Here is a 21,816-nt window from a genome sequence, read left to right on the forward strand (position 1 = left end):
GGAATGGGCAGCAGCCTGATCGTAGTATTATCGATTGCCGGTCGATCGGGCTTCCTGGTCCCGGGTGATCGACCCTGACCGCGGAGCCGCCGATGAGACCCGATGTCATCTTGCCAGAACCTCGACAATGGAGCGTGGATGGCGTCTGAGCGAACCATGGCTACCTTGCCCTCGTACCTGAGATCGCTGATCGACGGAGTTCAGGATGGATTCGTCCTGCGTTCCGTCGATGGCACGATCATCGAGGTGAACCAGGCGTTTCTCGATCTCGTCGGGTTCGATCGCGATGAGGTGATCGGCACGCGACCTCCGCATCCCTGGTGGTTACTAGACGAGAACGATGTCGGGCTTAGCGATCGGTACTTTCGAGGCGCGGCGTCCGAAGAACGTGTTGTCTATCGCCACAAGGATGGCAGGACGTTCCCGGCGCTGCTCGCCAGTGGCCCGCTACGCAACGACAGTGGAGAGATCGTCGGGCTTGTCGGCACGGTCAAGAATGTCACTGACTGGGCAACGGTTGAGGAGCAGCTGGCGTTTCAGGCGCAGGTCATCGACCAGGCCCAGGGCGCGGTGATAGCGACCGACATAGCCGGCCGGGTGATCCTCTGGAGCAGCGGCGCTGAGGGGCTGTTCGGCTACCCACGTGCTGAGATGGTTGGCCGGAACCTCGCGCATCTGCTCGTTGAGATGGTTGACCGGCTACACGCGGACGCCATCTTCCACCACCTCTCCACCCATGCGACGTGGGAAGGTGAGCTCGTGGTTCGGCTCCGCGACGGCGGGCAACTCCCTGTTCTGACGACAATCTCGTCGCTGTACAGTAGCGCGAACGAGCCGATAGGGCATGTCGTTGTCTCGGTCGACCTCCGGGAACGCAAGCGCGCTGAGTCGCGCATCTCCGCGCAGTACGAGGTGGCGCGCGCCCTTGCGACCGCCGAGTCGCTGACGGAGGGCATTCGTTCCGTCCTGAAGGCGGTCGGCGTTGCGAGTGCATGGGATGTTGGCACATTCTGGGCGCCGGATGCGGTGACCGAAACGCTTCAGTGCGTTGATGTCTGGAGCGCGTCCGCGATCGATATCACGGCGTTCGAGCTGGATTCACGACGTGGCGCCATGCCAAACAGCCTTCCCGACCGTGTCTGGCGGGCGAGGCAGGTGATCTGGGTTGCGGACATCGCTCGCGACCTGGCGTTTCAACGCACTGACAGCGCGCTGGCGACGGGGTTGCGGTCAGGCGCAGCGTTCCCGGTCGAGGCCGAGGGCCGCATCCTCGGCGTGATGGAGTTCTACGGTGTCGAGGTTGATCGGCCGGACGACGCGCTCGATGCAGTCCTGGTCACCATCGGCCATCAGGTTGGTCAGTTCATCGAACGCCGGAGGGCTCTCGCGTCATTGCGCGAGAGCGAAGACCGGTTCCGGGCGATGGCCGAGAGCGTCCCGATCATGATCTGGTTGACATCGGCGATCGGCCAGGTTGAATACGTAAACCGGAGTTGGCGCGAGTTCACCGGCCGACCGATCGAGCGGGATCTCGGCATCGGCTGGCTGGAGAATCTCCACCTCGACGATCGGGATCGGACGATGACCCGGTTCCAGGCTGCGTTCGACGCGCGAACAGCCTATGAAATCGAATACCGGCTACGCCACCATGATGGCGAATTCCGTTGGGTGCTCGCGACCGGTATTCCGCGCTACGACACGGATGGGACCTTCCGCGGCTATACAGGCTCCTGCGTCGATATTGACGCGCGCCGCCGTAACGAGCAGCACCAGATATTCCTGAGTGAGGCGACGCGCATCCTTGCGTCGTCGCTTGACTACCATACGGCGCTGACACGCGTTGCTCGGCTGGCAGCGCCGTCCGAGGCGGACGTGTGTGTCATTCATGTGGTGGATGACGCGGACCAATTGCAGCGCGAGGCGGTCGAGAGCGCTGACCAGGACCATGAGCATGACCCAGTCCGTTCGTTCGAATCGGAACTGGAGGATATCGTCGCCGACGTCACTCGCAGCGGTCAATCGCGGCTGTATTCGGTGAGCGCCATCGGGTGTGACGGTGACTTCGATGATGATCAGCGTGTCCGTCGCCTCAGACAGTCCGGGTTCAGCTCGGCGATCGTCGTGCCGATCGTCGCCCGCGACCGCACTCTCGGCGCTATTTCGCTCATTCGAGCCCGGCCAGGGCGCAATTACGATGCGGACGACCTTTCTATGGCTCAGCATCTGGCCCGCCGGGCGGCCGTCGCGATCGATAACTCACGGCTCTACCGCGAGGCGCAGGAGTCGGCGCGCGCGCGGGACCAGTTCCTCGCGGTGGCAGCTCACGAGTTGCGTAGCCCCCTGACATCGATGAAAGGGTTTGCCCAGCTGCTGCTGCGCCGCGCCCGGAAGAATGCGTCGGGCCAGGAGTGGTTGAGCCCGCTGGAGACCATCGATATGCAGGTCAACCGGATGGCAGATCTCGTCAACCGCCTGCTCGACGTCTCGCGGATCGAGGAGAAGCGGCTGCGGCTGATCCTTGCGCCGGCCGATCTGAGCCAGATTGCCGTTGACGCCGTCGCCGAGGCGCAGATCACCACCGAGACTCATACCGTGGAATACGTTGGCCCGGTCGAGCCAGTCAGGGTGGAGATCGACAGTACCCGCGTCACCCAGGTGCTATCGAACCTGCTGAATAATGCGATCCGTTACAGCCCTCCGGGCACGACCGTAACGGTGGACCTCCGGCCCAACGACGATAGCGTTGTGGTGTCGGTTCGTGATGAAGGGCCGGGAGTGTCTTCGCAGCTTCGCGAACGCGTTTTCGAGCGTTACTTCAGCGGGATCACCGGGTTGCGCGGATCGACCGAGGGGCTCGGCCTGGGGCTGTATGTTGCGACTGGGATCGTCGAGGCGCATGGCGGGAGAATCTGGGTCGATAGCGACGCAACGCACGGGTCAACCTTCAGCTTCACGCTTCCTCGTCAGACTCCCCGGTTCGGCGTGGGAGACGGGGAGTGAGTAGGGCGCAGCCCGACCGGCGCGATGTCGTGCCGCCGACGCTGGCCTCGTTCGTCGTGCCGCCGCGCTTTGACGACGCAACCTTCGACAGCTATCAGCCAGATCCGGGGTATCCATCGCAGGAACGGGCGCGAGATCGTCTGAGTGTAGCGGCGCATGACTTCGACAACGGGGACGCGCGGCGCGGATTGCTCAGCCGGTTGCGGCGCGGGGGAGCCCAGCCAGGCTGGCAGGCGCTCTACCTCGACGGCCGGTTTGGTGTTGGCAAGACACACTTGCTGGCGGCGGCCAGCCACGCCGCCTGCGTGCCGAAGGCGTACCTGTCGTTTGCCGACCTGACCTACGCTGTTGGCGCGCTCGGAATGCCGCAGGCCGTGGATCTGCTCGGACAGGCGCGACTGATCTGTCTGGACGAGTTCGAGCTGGACGACCCCGGCAATACGATGCTGGCGACCTCGTTTGTTCGCGCTGTGCTGGAGCGTGGCACGCGGTTGATCGTCACGTCGAATACGCTGCCCGGCGAGCTCGGCAGAGGGCGGTTCAGCGCGGATGAGTTCGAGCGCGAGATTGGCAGCCTGGCGGCAGTGTTCGAGTCTATTCGGATAGACGGAGATGACTATCGGCATCGGCGCTTCGGCAACGACGATGCACTGCCGCGGATCGTCCCACGCGATGTTCTCGATGACCAGGCCGAACCGATCCGCTGGCTCGAGCTTCAGCGCCTGATGGTGACGATCCCACCGATCCATTTCAGTGACATGATCCGCGACTTCGATGTGCTGGCCATCGACGGACTGGCGCCGATCGAAGACCAGGATATGGCGCTGCGTTTCGTGCATTTCATCGACAAAGTCTATGACCGGAGCATTCCGCTACTGGTCTCCAGCGATTGCCTGCCGGAGGATCTCTTCCCGCCCAGCTACGGATACGGTGGATTCGAGCGCAAGTTTCGTCGATGTCAGTCGCGATTACACGAGATGTTGGCCCAACCGCTGGATCAGCCACACGGCGCGGAGCTCGCCGGCGAGGAGTAGGAGATTCGTAATGCGCATTCGATCCGAGGCGGACTGCGAGATCGAAGTCTGGCGCGATGGCGTCAAGACCCGAATGTATGCGTCAGCGACAACCGGCGCCCATCAGCTGTGCGTCTTCGAGCAGTGGTGCGCGCCGGGACATGGCGCGCCGTCGCACGTTCACGCCGTCGAGGAGGTGCTTCGGGTCGTCGCGGGTGAGGCCGAAGTCTGGGTTGGCGATGGTCGCCAGCAGGTGACGGCCGGCGTGAGCGTGTTGATCCCGGCCGGGGCCGTCCACGGCTTCCGCAACACCGGCGATGGCGTACTGCAGATGCTGGCGATCCTCGCCGAGCCGATCTTCGAGGCTCGCTATCTCGACCCCGAACGTGATGTCCGCCGCTGGTCGCCTCGATCAGAAACAGCGCCCTCATAGCAAACAGGCACGTCGGGTAGCAGCAGAGTCGCGTGCGAATGCCAGCCGGCCGCGTGCGTCACCGGCCCATATCCCTGAGAGCTGTCTCGCGGGCGTCGGCGACTGCCTCCTGAAGGATCACGACGTCGTCGGGTGTTGTTGCCCAGTTATCGAACGCTGCGCGGACCGCTGTGCGACCGTTCCAGATTGTTGCAGTCACGAACGCGCGCCCATCGCGCTGGATTGCCGCGACGGTCGCGCGATTCAATTCGTCAGTCTCGTCGCCCGACAATCCCGGCTCGATCGCGCGGAAGCAGGCGATATTCAATGGTGTCGGGGCCAGTGCCTCGACGCCAGATGTTGCCTCGACCCAGTCGGAGAACGCGGACGCGTTGGCGCAGCAGCGCTCCACCAGTTGACGATACCCGTCGCGCCCATACGCCTTCAGCGCACACCAGGCCGGCAGCGCTCGGAAGCGGCGCGACATCTCCGGCACGTGCGACGAGGGATCCCAGCCGCTCCCGGCTGTCGCGGCGATGTACGCGCCCGTTGCGTTGAATGCGCCCCGCAGCGCGTCGGCGTCGCGGACAAAGGCGAAGCCGCAGTCATACGGCACGTTCAGCCACTTGTGGCCGTCGGCTGCGACCGAATCCGCCAGCTCGACTCCCTTGACCAGCGAGCGGTACTTCGGAGACGCGGCAGCGAACAACCCGAATGCGCCATCGACGTGGAGCCACGCGCCGCCGGGGTGCGCGCGACAGAGCGCGGCGACCTCGCGGAGGGCGTCGAATGCGCCGGTGTTGACCTCGCCAGCGTTGGCGACGACGATGACCGCCCCTTCGGTCTCGTCCAGCGCTCGCTCCAGCGCCACGAGATCGACTGCCCCACCCGGCGCGGCAACCTTCCGCACGGTATTGCGACCGATGCCGAGGGTTCCGAGTGACTTGAGCGCGCTGGCGTGGATCTCGGTCGAGGAGATGACCGGGATCGGCGGGTGACCAGCGAGGCCATCGGCGGCTGGATCGAATCCCCGCTGCTGGCCCGCCCACTGACGCGCGGCGGCCAGGCCGACCAGGTTCGACATCGTCCCTCCGCTGGTCATCGCGCCGGTCCACTCGGCCGGCAGGCCGAACAGGTCCTTCAGCCAATCGATCACGACGAGCTCGGTCTGGGCTGCTGCCGGGCTGGAGAGCCAGAAGCCGGCGTTTTGGTCGATCGCCGAGGCCAGCCAGTCGCCGGCCAGCGCGGCGGGCGTCGAGCCACCGTTGACGAAGCCGAAAAAGCGCGGCCCCGGCGAGGCGGTGATGCCAGGCCGCGCCCGTTCGAGCCACTCGCTGACGGCTGCTGCGGCGTCGATGCCAGCCTCCGGCAACGGTTCATTGAGCAGCGTCGCCATTTCTTCAGGCCCGAGCCGGAGACTGACCGGCTGATCATCGAGCCCGCCGACCCATGCGCGAGACAGCGCGTGTGCATGGTCGAGCGCGGCGGCGACATGGGCAAACGCATCGCCGGATGGCGCCGGTTCGGTCTTGCTTTGCGGTGTCTCGTTCGTCATCCCTGCTCCTCCTCCGCGGCCGATGGCTCTACACTGCATCTGGAAGACCATCATACGGCGCGAGAGGAGTGAGACATGGCAGTCGTCCGTTGCGAGACACTGAGTCGTGAGCCATATGCCGGGGGAGTGGAGTTTGGCGAGGCCGGCGCCTACGAGCGCCTGGACGCGCGACTGCACTTCGCAGTCGACCCCAGCAACCCTGCCAACCAGAAGATCGTCGACCTCGCCCTCGCGCCGCGCGACGAACGCGGCCGCGTGCAGTTCAGCGCTGACTTCTGCCTGCTCCGGCCGGCCGATCCGTCGCGCGGAAATCGGCGACTGTTCCTGGAGGTCCCCAACCGCGGACGCAAGCTGTTGTCTGGCCAGCTCAATCGCGCTGCCGGGGGATTGATCCCGACCCGCGATATCCCGCCTGGCGACGGCTTCCTCTATCGCCACGGCTACGCTGTTGGCTGGATCGGCTGGCAGTGGGACGTCGTTCGCAGCGAGGCGCTGATGGGGCTGGACGCGCCGCTGGCGATGGACGGCGGCCGGCACATTGCGGGCCAGACCGTCCTGCGCTTTCAGCCGAGCGTGGCGCACCACACCCATCTGCTAGCCGATCGCGTCCACCACCCGTACCCGGCCGCGGACGTCGACGAGGCCGGCGCGGCGCTGACCGTCCGCGACTTCGATGACGACGCGCCGCGCGTCATCCCGCGTGACCATTGGCGATTCGCCCGTGAGGAGGGTGGAGAGGTCGTGCCGGATGGCGAGCACTTCTGGCTGGCGGACGGCTTCGAGCCGGGCAAGATCTACGAGCTGGTCTACACAACCGACCGCGCGCCGGTGGTCGGCTGCGGGCTGCTGGCGATCCGCGACGTCGCTTCGTTCCTGAAGCACGACGTGACAGCGGACAATCCGCTGGCCGGGGCGCTCGATCTTGCCTACGGCTTCGGTGTCTCGCAGGATGGCCGGCTGCTGCGTCACTTCCTCTGGCTGGGGCTCAATCTCGATGAAGAGGGCCGGCAGGTCTTCGATGGTCTGATGCCGCACGTCGGCGGCGCGCGACGCGGCGAGTTCAACCACCGGTTCGGCCAACCATCGGTGCAGTACACGCCCGGCTTCGGCCATCTCGCGCCGTTCGACGATGCCAGCCTGCTGGCGCGTCAGCGCGCGCTTGGCGGCTGCCCGAAGGTCATCCAGACCAACTCGTCGGCCGAATACTGGCGCGGCGACTGCGCGCTGATGCATGTCTCGCAGGACGGCACGGCCGATTTGCCGGCTGATCTCGAGACGCGGATCTATCACCTCGCTGGCACGCAACACGGCCCGGGGACATTGCCGCTCGGCTGCGAGAGCGTCGCCGACGGCGCGAAGGGACGCTACTGGTTCAACACGCTCGACTACACGCCGCTGCTGCGCGCGGAGCTGGTCAATCTCGATCGTTGGGTCAGCGCTGGCGTCGCGCCGCCAACGAACGCCCACCCACGCTTAGCCGATCGCAGCCTCGTCACCCGCGCGGCAGCGCTCGATAGCATGCCCGATATCCCCGGTTTCCGGCTTCCGGACCCGGAGAAGATCCTCCGCATACGGCGTGTCGATCTTGGCGAACGTGCCAGCGAGGGGATCGGCCGCTTTCCGGCGGTCGAGGGCGAGCGTTATCCGTCGCTGGTCTCGGCGGTCGATGCCGATGGTAACGAAGTTGGCGGCATTCGGCTGCCAGACCTGACCGTTCCAGTCTCGACGCTTACCGGCTGGAACCCACGCGCCCCGGAGACGGGCGGCGAAGATCTCATCATTCCGATGCAGGGCATCACGGTGTTCTTTCACCGCACTCGCGCGGAGCGTGAAGCGGCCGGCGACCCGCGCCCGTCACTCGAGGAGCGGTATCCGACCCGAGACGACTTCCTCGCTCGTGTCCGCGAGGCGGCGGCAGCGCTTGCTGGGCAGCGCTACGTGCTCGACGAAGACATCGACGTCATCGTAACCAACGCCGCCGAGCGCTATGACTACGCGATGCGCGGGGAGCCAATCGTGCCGGCGTAGGGGCGCGGTGGCGGCGTTCCGCCAATCGGCTCAGGGCCTCGGCGCTACCTCGAACACCGGGTTGGCGATTGAGGCAAGGATGCGTTGGAGGTCGGCGCCGCTGATCTGGAAGGTGACGGTCGGCAGGGCGGGGCTGAACAGCAGCTGGTCGATTGTGTAGAGCGCCGGGTCGACGACGATCGGGACGCTGGCGTCGAAGCCGAACGGGTAGGCAGAGCCCGGCACCGCCCCGAGTCGATCCATCAGCGTGTCGGGTGTAGCGAGCCGGGCCGAGCGCGCTCCGGTGAGGCGCTTTACTGCTCGCTGATCCATGCGCTGGCCGGCGGTCGTCAGGTAGACGACCAGCCCACGATCCGTCTCGCAGACGACCACCTTGCTCTCGATTCCGTCGAATCCGGCCTCGTGCCGGGCCAGCGCGGCATCGTCGTAGTTCAGCACCGGTTGGTGCCGCCATGACTGGCACGGGATCTCCAGCTGTTCGAGGAGGGCGACGATCCTGTCATACGCCGCAACGGTTCGCGGGTCGTGCTCCATCCCGCTCAGCTGCCCAGCGACACGCCGCGCATGTCCATCGGCAGCGACATCAGCAGGACACTGACGCCGAGCAGTAGCGCCGCCAGAATGATCCAGGGAGTGACGGCGCGAAGGGCGACCGATCGGTTGCTATGGATGCGGCCGGCAACCGCGCGCAGCGCGGCAAAGGCGGCGTAGAAGCCGAGCCCGAGCGCGATCATTTCAACGTAGTCAATGACCTTGACGGGGAGGATCGCCGCGAGATCCCAGCGCGGCTCGCCGAGGAATCCGACGCCCATGTCGGCCAGGAACGACTGCGTCACCGGCACGATCGTGAGCGCGCCGCTGAAGAAGTGGTAGCCGTAGTGGGCGAACCACATCGCGAAGCCGAGCGGGATCAGGGCCGGGACGTACCGCGCAGCGGTTGCCGCGACGCCAGTCGGCCCACCACCCGGGCCGGCCAGTTGCAGGCTCGACCACGCTGCGAGCGCCGTCAATGCGACCGGGATCACGGCGATGCCAGCCAGAAAGATCAGCAGCAGCAGCACCGGCCCGTTGGAGATGCCGAGCACGCCCGACAGCCAGCGCTCCAGCCGGTAGACCGGGCTGACCATCCCGAAGGCGTTGACGACTGAGCCGAAGACGAGGATGAGAATCAGCGCGGTGTAGTCCAGCCGCTCCCCCAGCCGCCCGATCCCCGAGCGGTTGGCTGTCGATGTCAGATCGTTGAGCGGGTTGCGATAGAGGACGCCGACATTGTCGTATGGGCAGGCACGAACGCAGTCCAGGCAGAACGTGCAATCCATGTTGCCGACCTTGCGTTGCTGGAAGAGCCAGAGTTCGCAGCCGGGTTGGCTGATCGTTGCCGTCACGGGATCGAGCCGGCCGCTGATGCAGTCCTTCGTTGTGCATTCGAGGCAGGTCTGCGGGTTGCGAACGGCGACTTCGGCCGGCGAGATCATCGAGTTGACGAAGTTGAACTGTCCGATCGGACAGACATGCTTGCAGAATGCCGCGCCTTTGAAGAAGGCGTCGACAGCGAATGCCGCCAGGAAATAGCCTGCGACGACCCAGGCTGTCAGCCATGGGCTGGACCACAGGTCGAATGCCTCGTAGACCCAGAAATACGCCACCAGCAGCCCGGCAGCCAGCCACTTGCCCGGCAGCCAGCGGGGCCAGGAGCGATTGTTGATCCCGAGCTTCTTCGCCAATCGGCGTGGCAGCATGAACGGACAAGCCATGCAGAACAGATTGCCCACCAGGAGCAGCGCCAGCACCACCAGACCACGCCAGTGGACCCACGGCAGCACTCCGGCGAGGTTTTTCGGCGCCAGCGACGGGCCAACGAGGCCGTCGTAGATCACGAGCGCCGCCAGGATCAACAGGGGGACCTGCATCGCGCTGCGCCCGTGCTTCCAGCGCGCCAGGCGGCCCAGCAGCGGGACGCGCAGGAGATCTCGCCGGCGATAGGGGCGTTGGTGACGATCGAAGACAGTCAATGGCTGCGAGGTCATCCGCCAACACCCCCCACGTCGATCTGCGCCTGATACGGCGTGCCGTCGGGAAGTGTGCCGCGAACGCTGATGACCCAGTCGCCGCCCATCGTGAACTCGAATCCGTCCGAGACGTATGTTCCCGGCGTTGTCTCCGTCAGGGTGGCGATCACCGGCGCCATGCCGGCGTGGTTCATGTTGCCCTCGATCTCCAGCTTCGCGCCGGTGATCGGCGTGTGGTCGTCGTAGCGCGGCTCGATCGTGATCGTGGCTGGGCCACGGGCAGGCGGGGATGGCTCGACCTTCCACGCCAATGCACTGCCGTCTGTCGAGGCGGAGTTGCCACGGCTACACGCTGTCAGCGAGGGCGGGATGACGAGCAGCATGACGACGAGTGCCAGCGCGAAGCGCCGGTTCACAGGCGACATAATATCTTCATCCTCTGAGCTTGTGATCGACAACACAACCTATCCCGCGGTAAGCATACGCCAGCGGCGCGGCGCGAACTCCGGGTGGGCGAGTCGGGATCAGCCGCCGATGCGGGACATTTCGACCTTCTTGAGCTGGGCCGTATTCTCCGAGCGTAATTCGGAGTAGCGGTCGGCGCGGTTGCCCCAGACGCGGCCAAGCACCGAGAAGACCTCGTCGTCGGACGCGCCGCCGCGCAGCAACGCCCGGAAGTCGTGGGAGCGTGTGCCGAACAGGCAGGTATAGAGCTGGCCATCTGCGGAAAGGCGAACGCGGGTGCAGTTGCCGCAGAACGGCATCGTCACCGAGGCGATGATACCGAACTCGCCGCCGCCATCCCGATAGCGCCAGCGGGTAGCAACTTCGCCGGTGTAGTTCGGCTCGACTGCCTCGATTGGCCACTTGGCGTCGATCGTATCGAGGATCTCGCGCGCCGACACGACGTCTTCCATTCGCCAACCGTTGGTGTTGCCGACATCCATGAACTCGATGAAGCGCAGGATAATCCCGTTGCCGCGGAAGTGCTCGGCCATCCCGAGGATGCTATCTGCGTTGTAGCCGCGCTTGACGACCATGTCGATCTTCACCGGTGAGAGGCCGGCCCCCGCCGCATTGTCGATCGCCTGCAACACCTTGGTGACCGGGAAGTTGACATCGTTCATCGACTTGAAGACCGTGTCGTCGAGCGAATCGAGCGATATGGTGATGCGTTGGAGCCCGGCGGCCTTCAGCGCCTGCGCCTTCTTCGCCGACAGCAGCGAGCCGTTCGTCGTCATCGCGATGTCGTGGATGCCCTCGACCCCCACCAGCATCGCGACCAGATCCTCGATATTGCGTCGCACCAGTGGCTCGCCGCCGGTGAGGCGGATCTTCTCGACCCCGTGGGAGGCGAAGATGCCGGCCAGGCGCGTGATCTCCTCGAAGGTCAGCACATCCGCATGTGGCAGGAAGGGATAGTTAGCGCCGAAGATCTCCTTCGGCATACAGTAGACACAGCGGAAGTTGCAGCGGTCGGTCACCGAGATCCGTAGATCTCGCAGTGGCCGGTTCAACAGGTCGGTCGTCGCCATCATTCACCCCCGCCTTTGAATACTCATGCGTTGAGTATACCGCCATTGATGATATTACGCGCGCTCTGCGATCATTCAGGCGAGACCGGCAAGAATCGGCGGAAGAGGAAAGCGGAGGCTGGGCAGCATGCGGATCGTAGTGACCGGAGGCGCGGGATTTATCGGCTCCCACGTCGTCGACGCATATATCAACCTCGGCCACGAGGTCGTTGTCGTCGACGATCTATCGGCCGGCAAGCGTGAGAATGTCAACCCACTCGCGCGACTGGAAATCGCCGATGTTTCGTCGTCGGCGTTTGTCGATCTGCTTGGCGAGCTTCGGCCGGACATCGTCAATCACCACGCCGCCCAGACCAGTGTCCGGAACTCGGTCGCGGACCCTCTCGATGATTGCCGGCGCAACATCCTCGGCACGCTCAACCTGCTGGAAGGCGCGCGTCGGGCTGGGGTGGGAAAGGTGATCTACATCTCCAGCGGCGGCGCGATCTACGGCGAGCCGGAGACGCTGCCCTGCCCGGAGGATAATCCGATCGCCGCTGATTCACCCTACGGCATCTCGAAGCACACGCCCGAACACTACCTCGGTCTGTACCGACGCCTCCACGGGCTGAGCTTCACGACGTTACGGTATGGGAACGTCTACGGTCCGCGTCAGGACCCCTATGGCGAGGCCGGCGTTGTCGCAATCTTCACCGCCCAGATGCTGGCCGGCGAGCAGGCAATCATCAACGGCAGCGGCGACCAGGAGCGCGACTACGTCTACATTGCCGACGCGGTCCGCGCCAACGTTGCCGCGCTCGACCGCGGTGATGGCGAAGCGATCAACATCGCGTCCGGCATCGGCACGTCGGTGAACGAGATCTTCGAAAGCCTGAAGGCCGCGACCAGCTACCAGCGGGAGGCGGCCCACGGGCCGGCCAAGCCGGGCGAGACGTTCCGGATCTACCTCGCCATCACGCGCGCCCGCGACGTGCTGGGCTGGCAGCCGGAGGTCCCGCTGGAGCGCGGCATCGCGCAGACCGTTGCGTCGCTTCGGGGCAGGTGACGGCGCTAGCTGTCGGCCTTCCGCGCTCGGTCACCACCGTGTGCAGTCGGCAAACGTACCTGGAACGTCGTCACCTGGTCCCCCGTCCATACTGGAACGATTGCCAACCACAGTGTTGGCTCTGACTAGTGTTCCCTGTGGCTGTGGCCCAGCCATGACTGACCTGTGACAGTTGTGTGAACGCACGACGAAACCCGACAACAGGCCAGCCGCGCTGCTTGGCACGATCATGAATAGCGCCTACCAGGGCTATTTCAGCGCAACCGTCGCCTCGGTTGCCGTGGTGATGGTCGCGGCCCACCAGATTGAGGGGCGCGCGGGACACGGAGTTGAGCTGGAGGTGGTCCCGGTCTTTGTCGAACGGGGGGGTTGACGGTACTCGACGTAATGTTAACGGCGAGGGACAGAACGAACCCGTTCTGTCCCCCGATTCCCGCGCCGCAATCGCCTCACCGCAGGGGACACTGTGGCAGCTCAGCCAGTCTCCAGACGCCGTCTGTGTCCTTCGCGAACGCCCATGTCCGCTCGACAGTCGTCTTCGTCCCGTCAACACCGGTGAGCTCGAGCGTCACGGTCGACGTGGCCGTGTCTCCGTGGATTTCGACTCGCTGGTCGACAATTCGCGCCGTCGCGTGCTCGGGCATGCACGTTGCCAGGTGATCCATGTCCCGGTCGTGGTCGTGGCCATCGAGATGATGTCCCGACAGCTCATGGAGCCGGTCGCGATCGTGGCGCTGCATGGCGTCCAGAACATGCGTGGCGGCCAGGTGAATCTCGTCCTCATCGTGATGAGCGCTCGGCGTCGCGCCGCTCTGCGTGGAGACAGATGGCTGTGCCATTGAAGTGGCCGTCGCGTCAGGCGACGGAGCCACTGTCGGCATGGCGCTGGTCGCTACCGCCGCTGGTTGCTGGGTGGGCGCCGTCGTTGGTGTTTTGTCCGCCGCGCCACAAGCGGCGAAGACGAGCGCGAACGTCGCGATCACGAGCGCGACCTGCCGCCGGTGTCGTCTGTATGTCATTGGAAAGCCTCCCCAACTACTGGTTGCCAGGACACGTACTATCCATACACCCGCAGCCATGCCAGACGCGCTACATGCGCGAGGCGCGGTGTGTCAGTCGCGTATCAGTCGGGATTTCGCGATCATGCGCCGGCCGCTGCATGATGTTGGACATAATCACGGACTGATGTACGATACGATCGAGGCATCGTCGATGGGAGGCGTGGCACATGCGATACATCTGGACCGTCGCGCCTGACCAGGAGCGAGTGCAGCTCGTGACTGAGAATGGCGACGAGGACGCTGAACTGCTCGGCCGACGATCGACTTCATCGTTACGTTCGCTGATCCTGCTGATTTCGATCAGCCGGAGCGCGACGAGGCGGATTCGGCGGTAGATGCCGGCCCTGTCACTCAATCGCCGAGCTGACTCTCCTCAGCCGCGACGCGAGATGGCGCGGGCCTTCGAGCCCCGCCGTGTCATCGCCCCTGTCACACAGCGTCAGGTCGTGTTCTTCCCTATGCGTACAAGAGCAATTATCCGCAAAGTATCGCGGACGCCGGTGGGACCTGTTTACGGGGCCCATATATGTCACCGTCCGCGATAGCTCCCCCGTTCAGGGGAAGCGATCGCGGACGGTGCTGTTCCTGCGAGGGTAATGTCGGACTAGATACGCGACAGGATATTGAACCGCTCTGCCGAGAATGGCTTCATGTCCACGTCGCTCGTGCCGGTTGTCATCAGGTCCGCCATGACGGCGCCTGTTGCCGGGGCCAGGGTGACGCCGAGCATTGCATGGCCGGCGGCGATCCATGTGTTGTCCGAGCCGGGGACGCGGCCCATCACCGGAATACCGTCGGCCGTCATCGACCGCATGCCGACCCAGACCCGCTCGTTGCCGCCGCCGTCCCAGTTCGCCAGATATTTCCGGCCGGCTCTGTTCAGCGCCTCGACGCGCTCTGGCCGGATATCCAGGTTGATGCCCGACAGCTCCATCGTCCCGGCAAGCCGCAGGCTGTCGGAGAATGGCGTGCAGGCGCAGCGCGCTTCGATGAAGTTCATGGTGCGCTTGATAGTCGGGGGGCTCTGGTCCACCGAAACGCTATATCCCTTGCCCGCCTCGAGTGGGAGGTGCTTGCCAGTGATGCGTTTGGTGACCGGGCCAGACCACGCCCCGGCGGCGACCACAATCTCGTCTGCCTCGATATCGCCGACCGTCGTCCGGAGTGTCGTCACCCGGCCGCCGCGTCCGGAACTGCCGTAGACATCCACGCCCGATCGGATCTCGATCCCACGCTCGGTCAGCGCCTCGACCAATCCGTCGACGAACGTGTCCGGCTTGATGTGGCGTTCGCCGTCGATGGCAACCGCGCCAGCGACGTTTCGTGACAGGCCGGGCTCGGCGTCGAAGACTTCCTGACCGTAGACGGTGCGGACAGGATCCAGGCCGAACTCCGTCATGCTGGCGAGCAGCTCCGCTTCCTGGGCGACCATCTCGCGGCTGAGCCCGAGGATGAACATCCCCTCCTTGTGCATCTCGAAACGGACGCCATCGCCGGCCAGCGAGTCGTACTGCGCCATCGTCTTGGCGTTGAGCGCCGAGAGCGCCCGCATGTTGTCGCGGAATGCGTCGTCGGTGCAATGTCGCCAGAAGTCGACCATCCACAGCGCAAACCGGGGGTCGAGGCGCGGCTTGACGTAGAGCGGGCTATCGCTATGCATCATCCACTTGATCGACTGCGCGACGATCCCCGGCGCTGGCACCGGCGTCGCGTAGCCGCGAACGACCCAGCCGGCGTTGCCGAACGAGCTCCCCGCGCCGGGACCGGTACGGTCGATGACCAGCACCTCTCGCCCACGCTTCTGCAGCTCCCAGGCGGTGCAAAGGCCGATCACCCCTGCGCCAACGATGACTGTCCTGCCCATTTCTCTCCCCGTGCCTGTCTCCCGTGCGCCTCTCCTGGCGCTCAACGTATGAGTATCGGTTACGGCTGGTATCGCTGTCCAGTGCTTGGCCGGCGATCCTGCCGCAATCGTGTGATCGGTGGGGCGCGCGATGCCGGATCCGACGATCAGGGCCAGGCGACGACGCCGAACGCTTCCGGGCGACGGACGACGCGACGAAACCCAGCCTCGCCGAGGCGCTGGACCACGCCGCGCGTTATGTTGCGTTCGGATGCACTCTCCGGGTCTCCAATATAGTGAAAGACGCGCCCGTTTGGCCAGACGACACGATGGAGCTGCTGATAGAGCTCCCGTGAGTACAGGTCACCGCCAAGGCTCGTTGCGGGCGGATCGTGGATGATCCGCGAGAATGCGGCGTCCGGGAAGTCTCGGATCGCCTCGAATGTGTCTCCGATGATCTGCTCTAGCCGCGGACTCTCAAAGAGGTCTCGCGACCAGGGGTTCTGGCGAACAATCTCGAGCGCGGCCGGATCCAGCTCGATCGTCATGATCCGTCGGATGCCGCGATCTGCGCGAGATCGTCCCAGTGGATGATCTCTCCGCCAGGGAAGATGACGCCGTCGTCGCACAGTCGGATCTCGACGCTCGTCATCCCCAGGTCTGGTGAGGTGTTGGTGGTGAGTGCGCGCCCCCTCAGCGCCAGTAGCGACGCGACCTGGTAACGGGACAGCACGATGACGTCGTCATGGGCAGACATCGTGTTCTACCCAGCTGGCGAACGCTTCAATGGACGTGAACAGCGCGCGTGGCCCGGTCTGTGCCAGCGCTTCTCGGTTGGCGGTCGCCGCCCATGCCGCAGCGATCGCGGCCGCCCCGGCCTCCTGGGCGTGCTCGATATCGTGGATGGTGTCGCCGACGTAGGCTAACCGCTCGACCGGCACATCCCAGATTGTTGCGATCTCGCGGATCTGATCGGCTTTGACCAGCCCGTCGGCCGATCCGGAGCGGACAATATCGAAATAGCGGGCCAGCCCCAACCTCTGGATGGAGATGGCCGCGCTCCCAGCGCCCTTGCCGGTGATGATCGCCAGCCGCGCGCCTCGTTCATCGATCCGACGCAGAACGTCGTCGATCCCTTCGAATGGCGCCGGGCAGGTGTCGTGGTTTGCTTCGTATTCGGCCAGGAAGCGCTCCATCGCGGCCGGCCAATCATCCCCGGCGAGTCGACGGAGAATCCCCTCTTCGTTCGGCCCGAAGAGCGCAACGATCTCGGAATCGTTGTATTCCCTGCCGGTTATGTCGAGCAGAACTGGTCGAAATGCCGCACAACAGACCGGGAGTGTGTCGGCCAGCGTCCCGTCCAGGTCGAAGATTACGCCACAGATGCTCACTCGCTCATCGTCCTCTTTCGCGTGCCGTCGCTTCTCGGAGGCTATTACAGCACAATCCGGACGACGCTCCGTACAATGCTCGCATGGATGAACAGGTTCCCGACTGGTTCGAGAATATCGACGATCCCGAGCTGGAGAGCCGGGAGCACGCATCACGCGGCCCGGGGTTCTGGATCGCGATCGTCACCGTGCTGATTATCCTCGGGCTGGCGGTGATCCCTTTGCTCGATCTGCTCGATCTCGGCCCTCGCGCGAATCACTCGACGCCCAGCCTCTCCCCTGCCCAGCAGGTGGGGTGGAAATTCGGCATTGCCATGCTCCAGGCTGCGTCGGTTGAGGATGCGACGCGTCTCGCCGCGCCCGACCAGTGGCCGACGATCTCGTCGATCATCGATGAGCGCCACGCGGTCGACCAGCCGTTGCTAGTTGGAGCGCAGATCGGAATCGGGGTTGTTCGCTGTAACGATTCGGCGCCGGCCGACGCGGTATGCTTTCACGCTTGGCTCTACACGACCGGCCGGCCGGAGATCATGCGAATTCGCTACGTGGTGTCTGGCCCGCCGGATGCCTTGCTTGTGACGCAGATCGACCGCGTGGCCCCGCGGACTGCTGCTCGCTAGTCGCCGGGCGCGCTGAGAGTCGAAGCGGCTGGGACTGCCTGACTTGAGTCATTTCGCTGCCTTGCCGGCAACCGCGCCGCTGCTGGTCGTGGCATGACGTGGACCGATAGATACGCCATCGTCCCGAAGAATAGTGAGACCAGAATGCTGTGCGATATCGTCGCCAGCGTGCTCACTTTCGTCAAAACAACAATCCCTCCGCCGATTGCCTGAATGCTGACGAAGACGAACGCAGCGACGCTCCCCCAGAACAGATCTGGCCGCGTTTCGCGAAGACCGCGTGTCCAGTAGAGCAGGATCCCCACGCCAACCACCAGCAGCGCGGCCGAGACACGGTGCGTGAACGCGATACCGACCGGGCCGCTGAGCCCCGGGTAGATTCGCCCGTTGCACAAGGGCCAGTCGAGGCAGGCGAGCATCGAGTTTGTGTGCCTGACGTAGGCGCCGAGATAGACGACGATGTACGTGTATCCGGTCAGTCCCAAGACTGTCCACCTCAGTCGTTTGCTGGTCGGGCGGTCTCGCAGCGTATCCCAACTGTCGATGTCGTACATCAGTGCCGCGACCAGGACGGTGCTGGCAAAGGCGATCAGCGAGATGCCGAAATGTAGTGCCTTGACCTCCTCCGACTGCGGCCACATGACCGCCGCCGCGCCAAGGCCGGCCTGCAAGAACAGGAACGCGATCATGATTGGGACATAGATGCGCATCTCGCGTCGGTGGCGGTAGAGCTTGAGGGCGCCAATCGCGGTCGCGAAGATCAGAACCGTCGCGATCGTCGTCACGAAGCGGTGGCTGAACTCGATCGCCGTCTTAAGTGTGTATTCCGGGATGAACTGGCCGTGGCAGAGCGGCCATGAGTTGCCGCAGCCATCGGCCGAATTGGTGTTGGTGACCAGCGAACCCTGGATCAGCACCAGCAGCATCACCAACGCGTTCGCCAGCGCAATCCGACGGACGACGGTCTTCAATCGAGATCGTTCCATACTTGAGCTACCCCCGAGGACGTGCATATCGACCTGCGGTCAAGGATACGACGTTGGCGCATGCCCGGCGAACAGCCACTCCAGTCACCGCTAACCGGCAACCACGAGTCATGCCCTCCGACGGCAGCAGGCGTCCGGCTGGTCTCCGTCTGGTAGCATGCGCCCGGGTGAGATGTGTGGTCAGAGAATTGGAGCAACGAATGGCTGCGATGCGGGCGATCCGTCCCGGGATGCCGGTCGAAGAGCTGGAAACGCCTGTTCTTACGATCGAGCTCGATGCCATGGAGCGTAATCTGGCTCGGATGATGGAGGCGCTCAATGGGTCGTCGATGCGCCTGCGTCCGCATCTGAAGACGGCGAAGTCGCCGGCCATAGCACACTTGATGATTGGCGCCGGCGCGGTTGGTATCTGCTGCGCGAAGCTGTCCGAGGTCGAGGTGATGGCCGACGCTGGCATTCGGGACATACTGCTCACCAGTGAGGTTGCTGGTCCCGGCGCGTTCGACCGGCTGGTGGCTATCGCCGCCCGACTGCCCGACTTCAAGGCAGTTGTCGACAACGCCTGGGCAGTCGATCAAATCGCTAGCGCCGCTCGGGTCCGCCGTGTCGTTGTGAAGCTGCTGATTGAGATCGATGTCCTCACCGGACGAAGCGGTGTTGTGGATAGCACGGCGGCACTCGCGCTGGCCGATCTCATTCGCGCGACGGATGGCGTCGAGCTGGTCGGATTGCACGGCTACGCCGGCCACGCCCAGGTTCAGCCAGAGGCAGTTCGACGCGAGCGCAACGACCCCGCGATGGCACTTCTCGCCGATGTTGTTGAGACGCTTCGGGAGCATGGCCACGAGATCCCCGTCCTGACTGGCGGTGGCACTGGCACTGCGTCGATGGACGCCCAACGCGGGCTGCTGACGGAACTGCAGGCCGGCTCGTTCCTGCTGATGGATGTTGCCTATCGGAATGCCGGGACGCCGTTCGAGAACGCGCTGTTCTGCCGCTCGACGATCATCAGCCGGCCGACACCCGAGCGTGCCGTCTGCGACGCTGGGCAAAAGACCCTCACGGCCGATTCTGGCCCGGCCGAAGTCATCGGCCGGCCGGGAGTTCGCTACCTGCGTGGCTCCGATGAGCACGGCTCGCTCGTTGTGGAACCTGTCGCGCTGGAGGATGATCTGGCTGTTGGCGACGTGATCCAGCTGATCCCCAGCCATGTCTGCACAACGATTAATCTGCACGATGTTCTTGTCGGAGTTCGCGACGGACGTGTTGAGGTGGTCTGGCCGGTCGCCACGCGTGGCCATGTCTGGTAGGTCGGGAATGCGACGATTGATTGTCAACGCTGATGACTTCGGTCGGGCTCCCGGTGTGAGCCGCGGGATCGTCGAGGCACATCGTGCCGGAATCCTGACGAGCACGACGCTGATGGTCAACCTACCGTGGAGTCGAGACGCGTCTGATCTCGCCGTCAGCGTGCCGGCGCTCGGCGTCGGGCTGCACCTCAGCTTCTGCTATGGGGAATCACTGGCAAGCGACGCCCCCTCGCTGCTCGGGGACGATGAGCTGCTGGATCGAAACCTGGCGCGGCTGCAGGGCCGGCTACTGGTCGAGGATATCGACCGGGAGGCGCGTGCCCAGCTGGAACGTTTCCGCAAGCTCACTGGGCGCAATCCGACCCATATCGATAGTCACCAGCATGTCCACTCCTGGCCAGAGGTTCGCGAGGCCGTTGCCCAGATCGCGCAGGAGAATGACCTGCCGCTCCGTGCGATTGATGCCGATCACCGCGCGTTCCTGCGCCAGCTCGGGGTGCGGACAACCGATCACTTCGTGGGCGACTTTTTCTCTCCCGGCAGCATGACCGCCGACCGTCTGCTGATCGCCCTCGAATCGCTGCCCGACGGCGACACAGAATTGATGTGCCACCCCGGTTACGACGATGCGCATCTTGCCGACAGCTCGTTCCGTCGGGAGCGCGAGGGCGAGCTGATGCTGTTATGCCGAAGCGATGTTCGGCGGGCTACGGCCGGAACATCGCTCGTCAGCTTCGCGGATCTGTAGCTACAGACAGCGAACGCCCGGCCACCAGGCCGGGCGTTCGTTGCGAAAGGTCGCGATCGATCAGTAGTGGACGATGACACGGGTTCCGTATGGCGCCCACGAGTAGAGCCATGCGGCGTCGCTGACCGGCGCATTCACACAGCCGTGGCTACCGGAATAGCCGAACGAGGATCGCCAGTAGGCGCCGTGGATTGCGAAGTCCGCGTAGAAATACATGACGTACGGCACGTCCTCGGTCTCGTACTTGCTACCGTCGACGTTGTAGCCGCTCATCGTCTGAGAATCGAGCTTTGAGTAGATGCTGAACTGGCCGGTCGCCGTCGGGTACTCTGCGGCGCCATCGACGATGTAGGTCTGGAGCACAACGGTCTGACCCTCGTACGCCGTCAGCAGGTAGCTCGACAGGTTGACGTCGATCCACTTCTCGCCCCCGCCGCCCGGCGTCTTGTTCGTTGTCTCCGCATAGGTCGGCACGCCATCGGGCTTGGCCCCGGTGAGCTTCAGCGAGGAGTTCAGCGCCGCATCGAAGATGCCAAGCGGTAGCATCGAGACGCCGTAGTTGGGGTTCCAGGAAAGCGCGCCGCGCTCGAAGAACTGATACGTCGTGCCGCCGATCGAGAATTCTTCGGAGATCGGTATGCCCAGACGATCGCCGGTGTCCCCCTTCTCCCAGGCGTGGAGGAAGGCGTTGGCGAGCATGCGGCCGTTGTCAAAGACGCGGGTCGTGTCGCTGGCAGTGTGGTTGATCGGCCGGAAGGCTGGGTGCAGCTTCAATAGCCCGAGGCTAGCGGCGACCGACGATCCGACAGGGGCGGTGACAGCATCGGCCGGCGCTGCGTTGTCGAGCGATGGCTTGGCGATCTCCATCCGGGTGAAGGTAAACCATTGCGTCCAGCCGTTGTTTCGCTGGATGGCCGGGCTGACCGGCTCTCCTGCTTCTCGCAGTCCGCCATGGTCCTTCCAGGCATCGTAGAACGGGTTGCTCAGAACCTGACCGGTCTCGTCAAAGTAGACTTTATCGGCAGAATCCTGGCTTGCAGAGGCAAACGCTGGAGTCAAACTGGCAATAAGTACACACGCGAGAACAATGACTATCCAGCGGAACGTTGTCTGTGTCTTGCGAACATTAGAATGCATCATCGCGAACGTACGAACCCTTTGTTATCCCAGCCGAGCGTGTCGAGCTCAAACTTAGCAGGATTGTGTCTTTCGGGCAACTGCCAGATCGGACGGCAGCGATAACCATTGCCGTTCGCCGCC

General features: G+C 64.4%; 22 protein-coding genes. 10 read left to right on the forward strand and 12 right to left on the reverse strand.

What is annotated here, in order from left to right; translation table 11 throughout:
• Positions 1-138 precede the first annotated feature (138 nt).
• Genes V9F06_14595 through V9F06_14605 form a run of 3 tightly spaced genes read left to right on the forward strand, consistent with a single transcriptional unit; the run spans position 139 to position 4,446 of the window.
• Positions 139-3,000, forward strand: coding sequence for a PAS domain S-box protein (locus V9F06_14595; GenBank protein MEI2618840.1), 2,862 nt, complete (start codon positions 139-141; stop codon positions 2,998-3,000).
• Positions 2,997-4,034 (forward strand): cell division protein ZapE, encoded by a 1,038-nt coding sequence (zapE, locus tag V9F06_14600; GenBank protein ID MEI2618841.1) that lies wholly within the window; start codon positions 2,997-2,999, stop codon positions 4,032-4,034. Before V9F06_14595 ends, zapE begins: the two co-directional genes overlap by 4 nt.
• Before the next feature lie 10 nt (positions 4,035-4,044).
• Complete coding sequence (locus V9F06_14605) at positions 4,045-4,446, forward strand: cupin domain-containing protein (protein MEI2618842.1); 402 nt, start codon at positions 4,045-4,047, stop codon at positions 4,444-4,446.
• Between the two features lie 58 nt (positions 4,447-4,504).
• On the opposite strand, the gene V9F06_14610 is transcribed toward V9F06_14605, so the two are convergent.
• On the reverse strand, positions 4,505-5,980 hold the full coding sequence (locus tag V9F06_14610) for a pyridoxal-dependent decarboxylase (protein MEI2618843.1): 1,476 nt from the start codon (positions 5,978-5,980) through the stop codon (positions 4,505-4,507).
• 75 nt (positions 5,981-6,055) lie between these two features.
• On the opposite strand from V9F06_14610, the gene V9F06_14615 reads away from it, so the two are divergent.
• Positions 6,056-8,008, forward strand: a complete 1,953-nt coding sequence (locus V9F06_14615) for an alpha/beta hydrolase domain-containing protein (protein ID MEI2618844.1) — start codon at positions 6,056-6,058, stop codon at positions 8,006-8,008.
• A gap of 30 nt (positions 8,009-8,038) precedes the next feature.
• Here V9F06_14615 and V9F06_14620 read toward each other — a convergent pair whose 3' ends face one another.
• From V9F06_14620 to moaA, 4 genes are all read right to left on the reverse strand, one after another.
• Positions 8,039-8,542 carry a YbaK/EbsC family protein gene (locus V9F06_14620; protein ID MEI2618845.1) on the reverse strand — a complete coding sequence of 168 codons (504 nt, stop codon included), beginning with the start codon at positions 8,540-8,542 and terminating at the stop codon, positions 8,039-8,041.
• Positions 8,543-8,547: 5 nt separating this feature from the next.
• Positions 8,548-10,035: a FesM gene (locus V9F06_14625; GenBank protein MEI2618846.1), complete on the reverse strand. Its 1,488-nt coding sequence runs from the start codon at positions 10,033-10,035 to the stop codon at positions 8,548-8,550.
• Entirely contained in the window at positions 10,032-10,442 is a 411-nt protein-coding gene (locus V9F06_14630) for a FixH family protein (GenBank protein MEI2618847.1), read from the reverse strand. The genes V9F06_14625 and V9F06_14630 overlap by 4 nt, the downstream gene beginning before the upstream one ends.
• A 99-nt stretch (positions 10,443-10,541) precedes the next feature.
• The gene (moaA, locus tag V9F06_14635; GenBank protein MEI2618848.1) at positions 10,542-11,555 is read right to left on the reverse strand and encodes a GTP 3',8-cyclase MoaA; all 1,014 of its coding nucleotides are present in this window, start codon (positions 11,553-11,555) and stop codon (positions 10,542-10,544) included.
• 124 nt (positions 11,556-11,679) lie between these two features.
• On the opposite strand from moaA, the gene V9F06_14640 reads away from it, so the two are divergent.
• Together V9F06_14640 and V9F06_14645 are read left to right on the forward strand one after the other, a co-directional pair.
• A complete protein-coding gene (locus tag V9F06_14640; GenBank protein ID MEI2618849.1) occupies positions 11,680-12,597 on the forward strand; it encodes an NAD-dependent epimerase/dehydratase family protein in 918 nt (305 codons plus the stop codon).
• Positions 12,598-12,769: 172 nt separating this feature from the next.
• Entirely contained in the window at positions 12,770-12,970 is a 201-nt protein-coding gene (locus V9F06_14645; protein MEI2618850.1) for a hypothetical protein, read from the forward strand.
• Between the two features lie 76 nt (positions 12,971-13,046).
• On the opposite strand, the gene V9F06_14650 is transcribed toward V9F06_14645, so the two are convergent.
• Positions 13,047-13,616, reverse strand: coding sequence for a hypothetical protein (locus V9F06_14650; GenBank protein MEI2618851.1), 570 nt, complete (start codon positions 13,614-13,616; stop codon positions 13,047-13,049).
• A 209-nt stretch (positions 13,617-13,825) separates the two neighbouring features.
• Between V9F06_14650 and V9F06_14655 the strand changes: the two genes are divergently transcribed.
• Positions 13,826-13,993 (forward strand): hypothetical protein, encoded by a 168-nt coding sequence (locus V9F06_14655; GenBank protein ID MEI2618852.1) that lies wholly within the window; start codon positions 13,826-13,828, stop codon positions 13,991-13,993.
• 269 nt (positions 13,994-14,262) lie between these two features.
• Here the strand turns inward: V9F06_14655 and V9F06_14660 are convergent, their stop codons facing one another.
• The 4 genes from V9F06_14660 to V9F06_14675 all read right to left on the reverse strand — a co-directional run bounded on the left by V9F06_14660 (position 14,263) and on the right by V9F06_14675 (position 16,892).
• Positions 14,263-15,522 (reverse strand): FAD-dependent oxidoreductase, encoded by a 1,260-nt coding sequence (locus V9F06_14660; protein ID MEI2618853.1) that lies wholly within the window; start codon positions 15,520-15,522, stop codon positions 14,263-14,265.
• A gap of 146 nt (positions 15,523-15,668) precedes the next feature.
• On the reverse strand, positions 15,669-16,049 hold the full coding sequence (locus V9F06_14665; GenBank protein ID MEI2618854.1) for a hypothetical protein: 381 nt from the start codon (positions 16,047-16,049) through the stop codon (positions 15,669-15,671).
• The gene (locus tag V9F06_14670) at positions 16,046-16,258 is read right to left on the reverse strand and encodes a hypothetical protein (GenBank protein ID MEI2618855.1); all 213 of its coding nucleotides are present in this window, start codon (positions 16,256-16,258) and stop codon (positions 16,046-16,048) included. Before V9F06_14670 ends, V9F06_14665 begins: the two co-directional genes overlap by 4 nt.
• The gene (locus tag V9F06_14675) at positions 16,245-16,892 is read right to left on the reverse strand and encodes an HAD hydrolase-like protein (protein ID MEI2618856.1); all 648 of its coding nucleotides are present in this window, start codon (positions 16,890-16,892) and stop codon (positions 16,245-16,247) included. The genes V9F06_14670 and V9F06_14675 overlap by 14 nt, the downstream gene beginning before the upstream one ends.
• Positions 16,893-16,975: 83 nt before the next feature.
• Here V9F06_14675 and V9F06_14680 point away from each other — a divergent pair, with 83 nt between their 5' ends.
• Complete coding sequence (locus tag V9F06_14680) at positions 16,976-17,512, forward strand: hypothetical protein (GenBank protein ID MEI2618857.1); 537 nt, start codon at positions 16,976-16,978, stop codon at positions 17,510-17,512.
• Here V9F06_14680 and V9F06_14685 read toward each other — a convergent pair.
• Positions 17,509-18,498 carry a heme A synthase gene (locus tag V9F06_14685; GenBank protein ID MEI2618858.1) on the reverse strand — a complete coding sequence of 330 codons (990 nt, stop codon included), beginning with the start codon at positions 18,496-18,498 and terminating at the stop codon, positions 17,509-17,511. The two genes, V9F06_14680 and V9F06_14685, sit on opposite strands and share 4 nt — an antisense overlap.
• A 200-nt stretch (positions 18,499-18,698) precedes the next feature.
• On the opposite strand from V9F06_14685, the gene V9F06_14690 reads away from it, so the two are divergent.
• Positions 18,699-19,808 carry a DSD1 family PLP-dependent enzyme gene (locus V9F06_14690; GenBank protein MEI2618859.1) on the forward strand — a complete coding sequence of 370 codons (1,110 nt, stop codon included), beginning with the start codon at positions 18,699-18,701 and terminating at the stop codon, positions 19,806-19,808.
• A gap of 7 nt (positions 19,809-19,815) precedes the next feature.
• Positions 19,816-20,556, forward strand: coding sequence for a ChbG/HpnK family deacetylase (locus V9F06_14695; protein ID MEI2618860.1), 741 nt, complete (start codon positions 19,816-19,818; stop codon positions 20,554-20,556).
• Positions 20,557-20,616: 60 nt separating this feature from the next.
• Here V9F06_14695 and V9F06_14700 read toward each other — a convergent pair whose 3' ends face one another.
• A complete protein-coding gene (locus V9F06_14700; protein MEI2618861.1) occupies positions 20,617-21,696 on the reverse strand; it encodes a L,D-transpeptidase in 1,080 nt (359 codons plus the stop codon).
• Positions 21,697-21,816: the final 120 nt, after the last annotated feature.

It is taken from the genome of Thermomicrobiales bacterium (assembly GCA_037045155.1).
In the GTDB taxonomy this organism is placed as follows: domain Bacteria; phylum Chloroflexota; class Chloroflexia; order Thermomicrobiales; family CFX8; genus JAMLIA01.

Excerpts from the sequence above, each read along its gene's own strand:
- V9F06_14595 (MEI2618840.1), top strand. The coding sequence starts at position 139 with ATGGCGTCTGAGCGAACCATGGCTACCTTGCCCTCGTACCTGAGATCG.
- V9F06_14605 (MEI2618842.1), top strand. The coding sequence starts at position 4,045 with ATGCGCATTCGATCCGAGGCGGACTGCGAGATCGAAGTCTGGCGCGAT.
- V9F06_14610 (MEI2618843.1), bottom strand. The coding sequence starts at position 5,980 with ATGACGAACGAGACACCGCAAAGCAAGACCGAACCGGCGCCATCCGGC.
- V9F06_14615 (MEI2618844.1), top strand. The coding sequence starts at position 6,056 with ATGGCAGTCGTCCGTTGCGAGACACTGAGTCGTGAGCCATATGCCGGG.
- V9F06_14620 (MEI2618845.1), bottom strand. The coding sequence starts at position 8,542 with ATGGAGCACGACCCGCGAACCGTTGCGGCGTATGACAGGATCGTCGCC.
- V9F06_14625 (MEI2618846.1), bottom strand. The coding sequence starts at position 10,035 with ATGACCTCGCAGCCATTGACTGTCTTCGATCGTCACCAACGCCCCTAT.
- V9F06_14630 (MEI2618847.1), bottom strand. The coding sequence starts at position 10,442 with ATGTCGCCTGTGAACCGGCGCTTCGCGCTGGCACTCGTCGTCATGCTG.
- moaA (MEI2618848.1), bottom strand. The coding sequence starts at position 11,555 with ATGATGGCGACGACCGACCTGTTGAACCGGCCACTGCGAGATCTACGG.
- V9F06_14640 (MEI2618849.1), top strand. The coding sequence starts at position 11,680 with ATGCGGATCGTAGTGACCGGAGGCGCGGGATTTATCGGCTCCCACGTC.
- V9F06_14650 (MEI2618851.1), bottom strand. The coding sequence starts at position 13,616 with ATGACATACAGACGACACCGGCGGCAGGTCGCGCTCGTGATCGCGACG.
- V9F06_14655 (MEI2618852.1), top strand. The coding sequence starts at position 13,826 with ATGCGATACATCTGGACCGTCGCGCCTGACCAGGAGCGAGTGCAGCTC.
- V9F06_14660 (MEI2618853.1), bottom strand. The coding sequence starts at position 15,522 with ATGGGCAGGACAGTCATCGTTGGCGCAGGGGTGATCGGCCTTTGCACC.
- V9F06_14665 (MEI2618854.1), bottom strand. The coding sequence starts at position 16,049 with ATGACGATCGAGCTGGATCCGGCCGCGCTCGAGATTGTTCGCCAGAAC.
- V9F06_14670 (MEI2618855.1), bottom strand. The coding sequence starts at position 16,258 with ATGTCTGCCCATGACGACGTCATCGTGCTGTCCCGTTACCAGGTCGCG.
- V9F06_14680 (MEI2618857.1), top strand. The coding sequence starts at position 16,976 with ATGGATGAACAGGTTCCCGACTGGTTCGAGAATATCGACGATCCCGAG.
- V9F06_14685 (MEI2618858.1), bottom strand. The coding sequence starts at position 18,498 with ATGGAACGATCTCGATTGAAGACCGTCGTCCGTCGGATTGCGCTGGCG.
- V9F06_14690 (MEI2618859.1), top strand. The coding sequence starts at position 18,699 with ATGGCTGCGATGCGGGCGATCCGTCCCGGGATGCCGGTCGAAGAGCTG.
- V9F06_14695 (MEI2618860.1), top strand. The coding sequence starts at position 19,816 with ATGCGACGATTGATTGTCAACGCTGATGACTTCGGTCGGGCTCCCGGT.
- V9F06_14700 (MEI2618861.1), bottom strand. The coding sequence starts at position 21,696 with ATGATGCATTCTAATGTTCGCAAGACACAGACAACGTTCCGCTGGATA.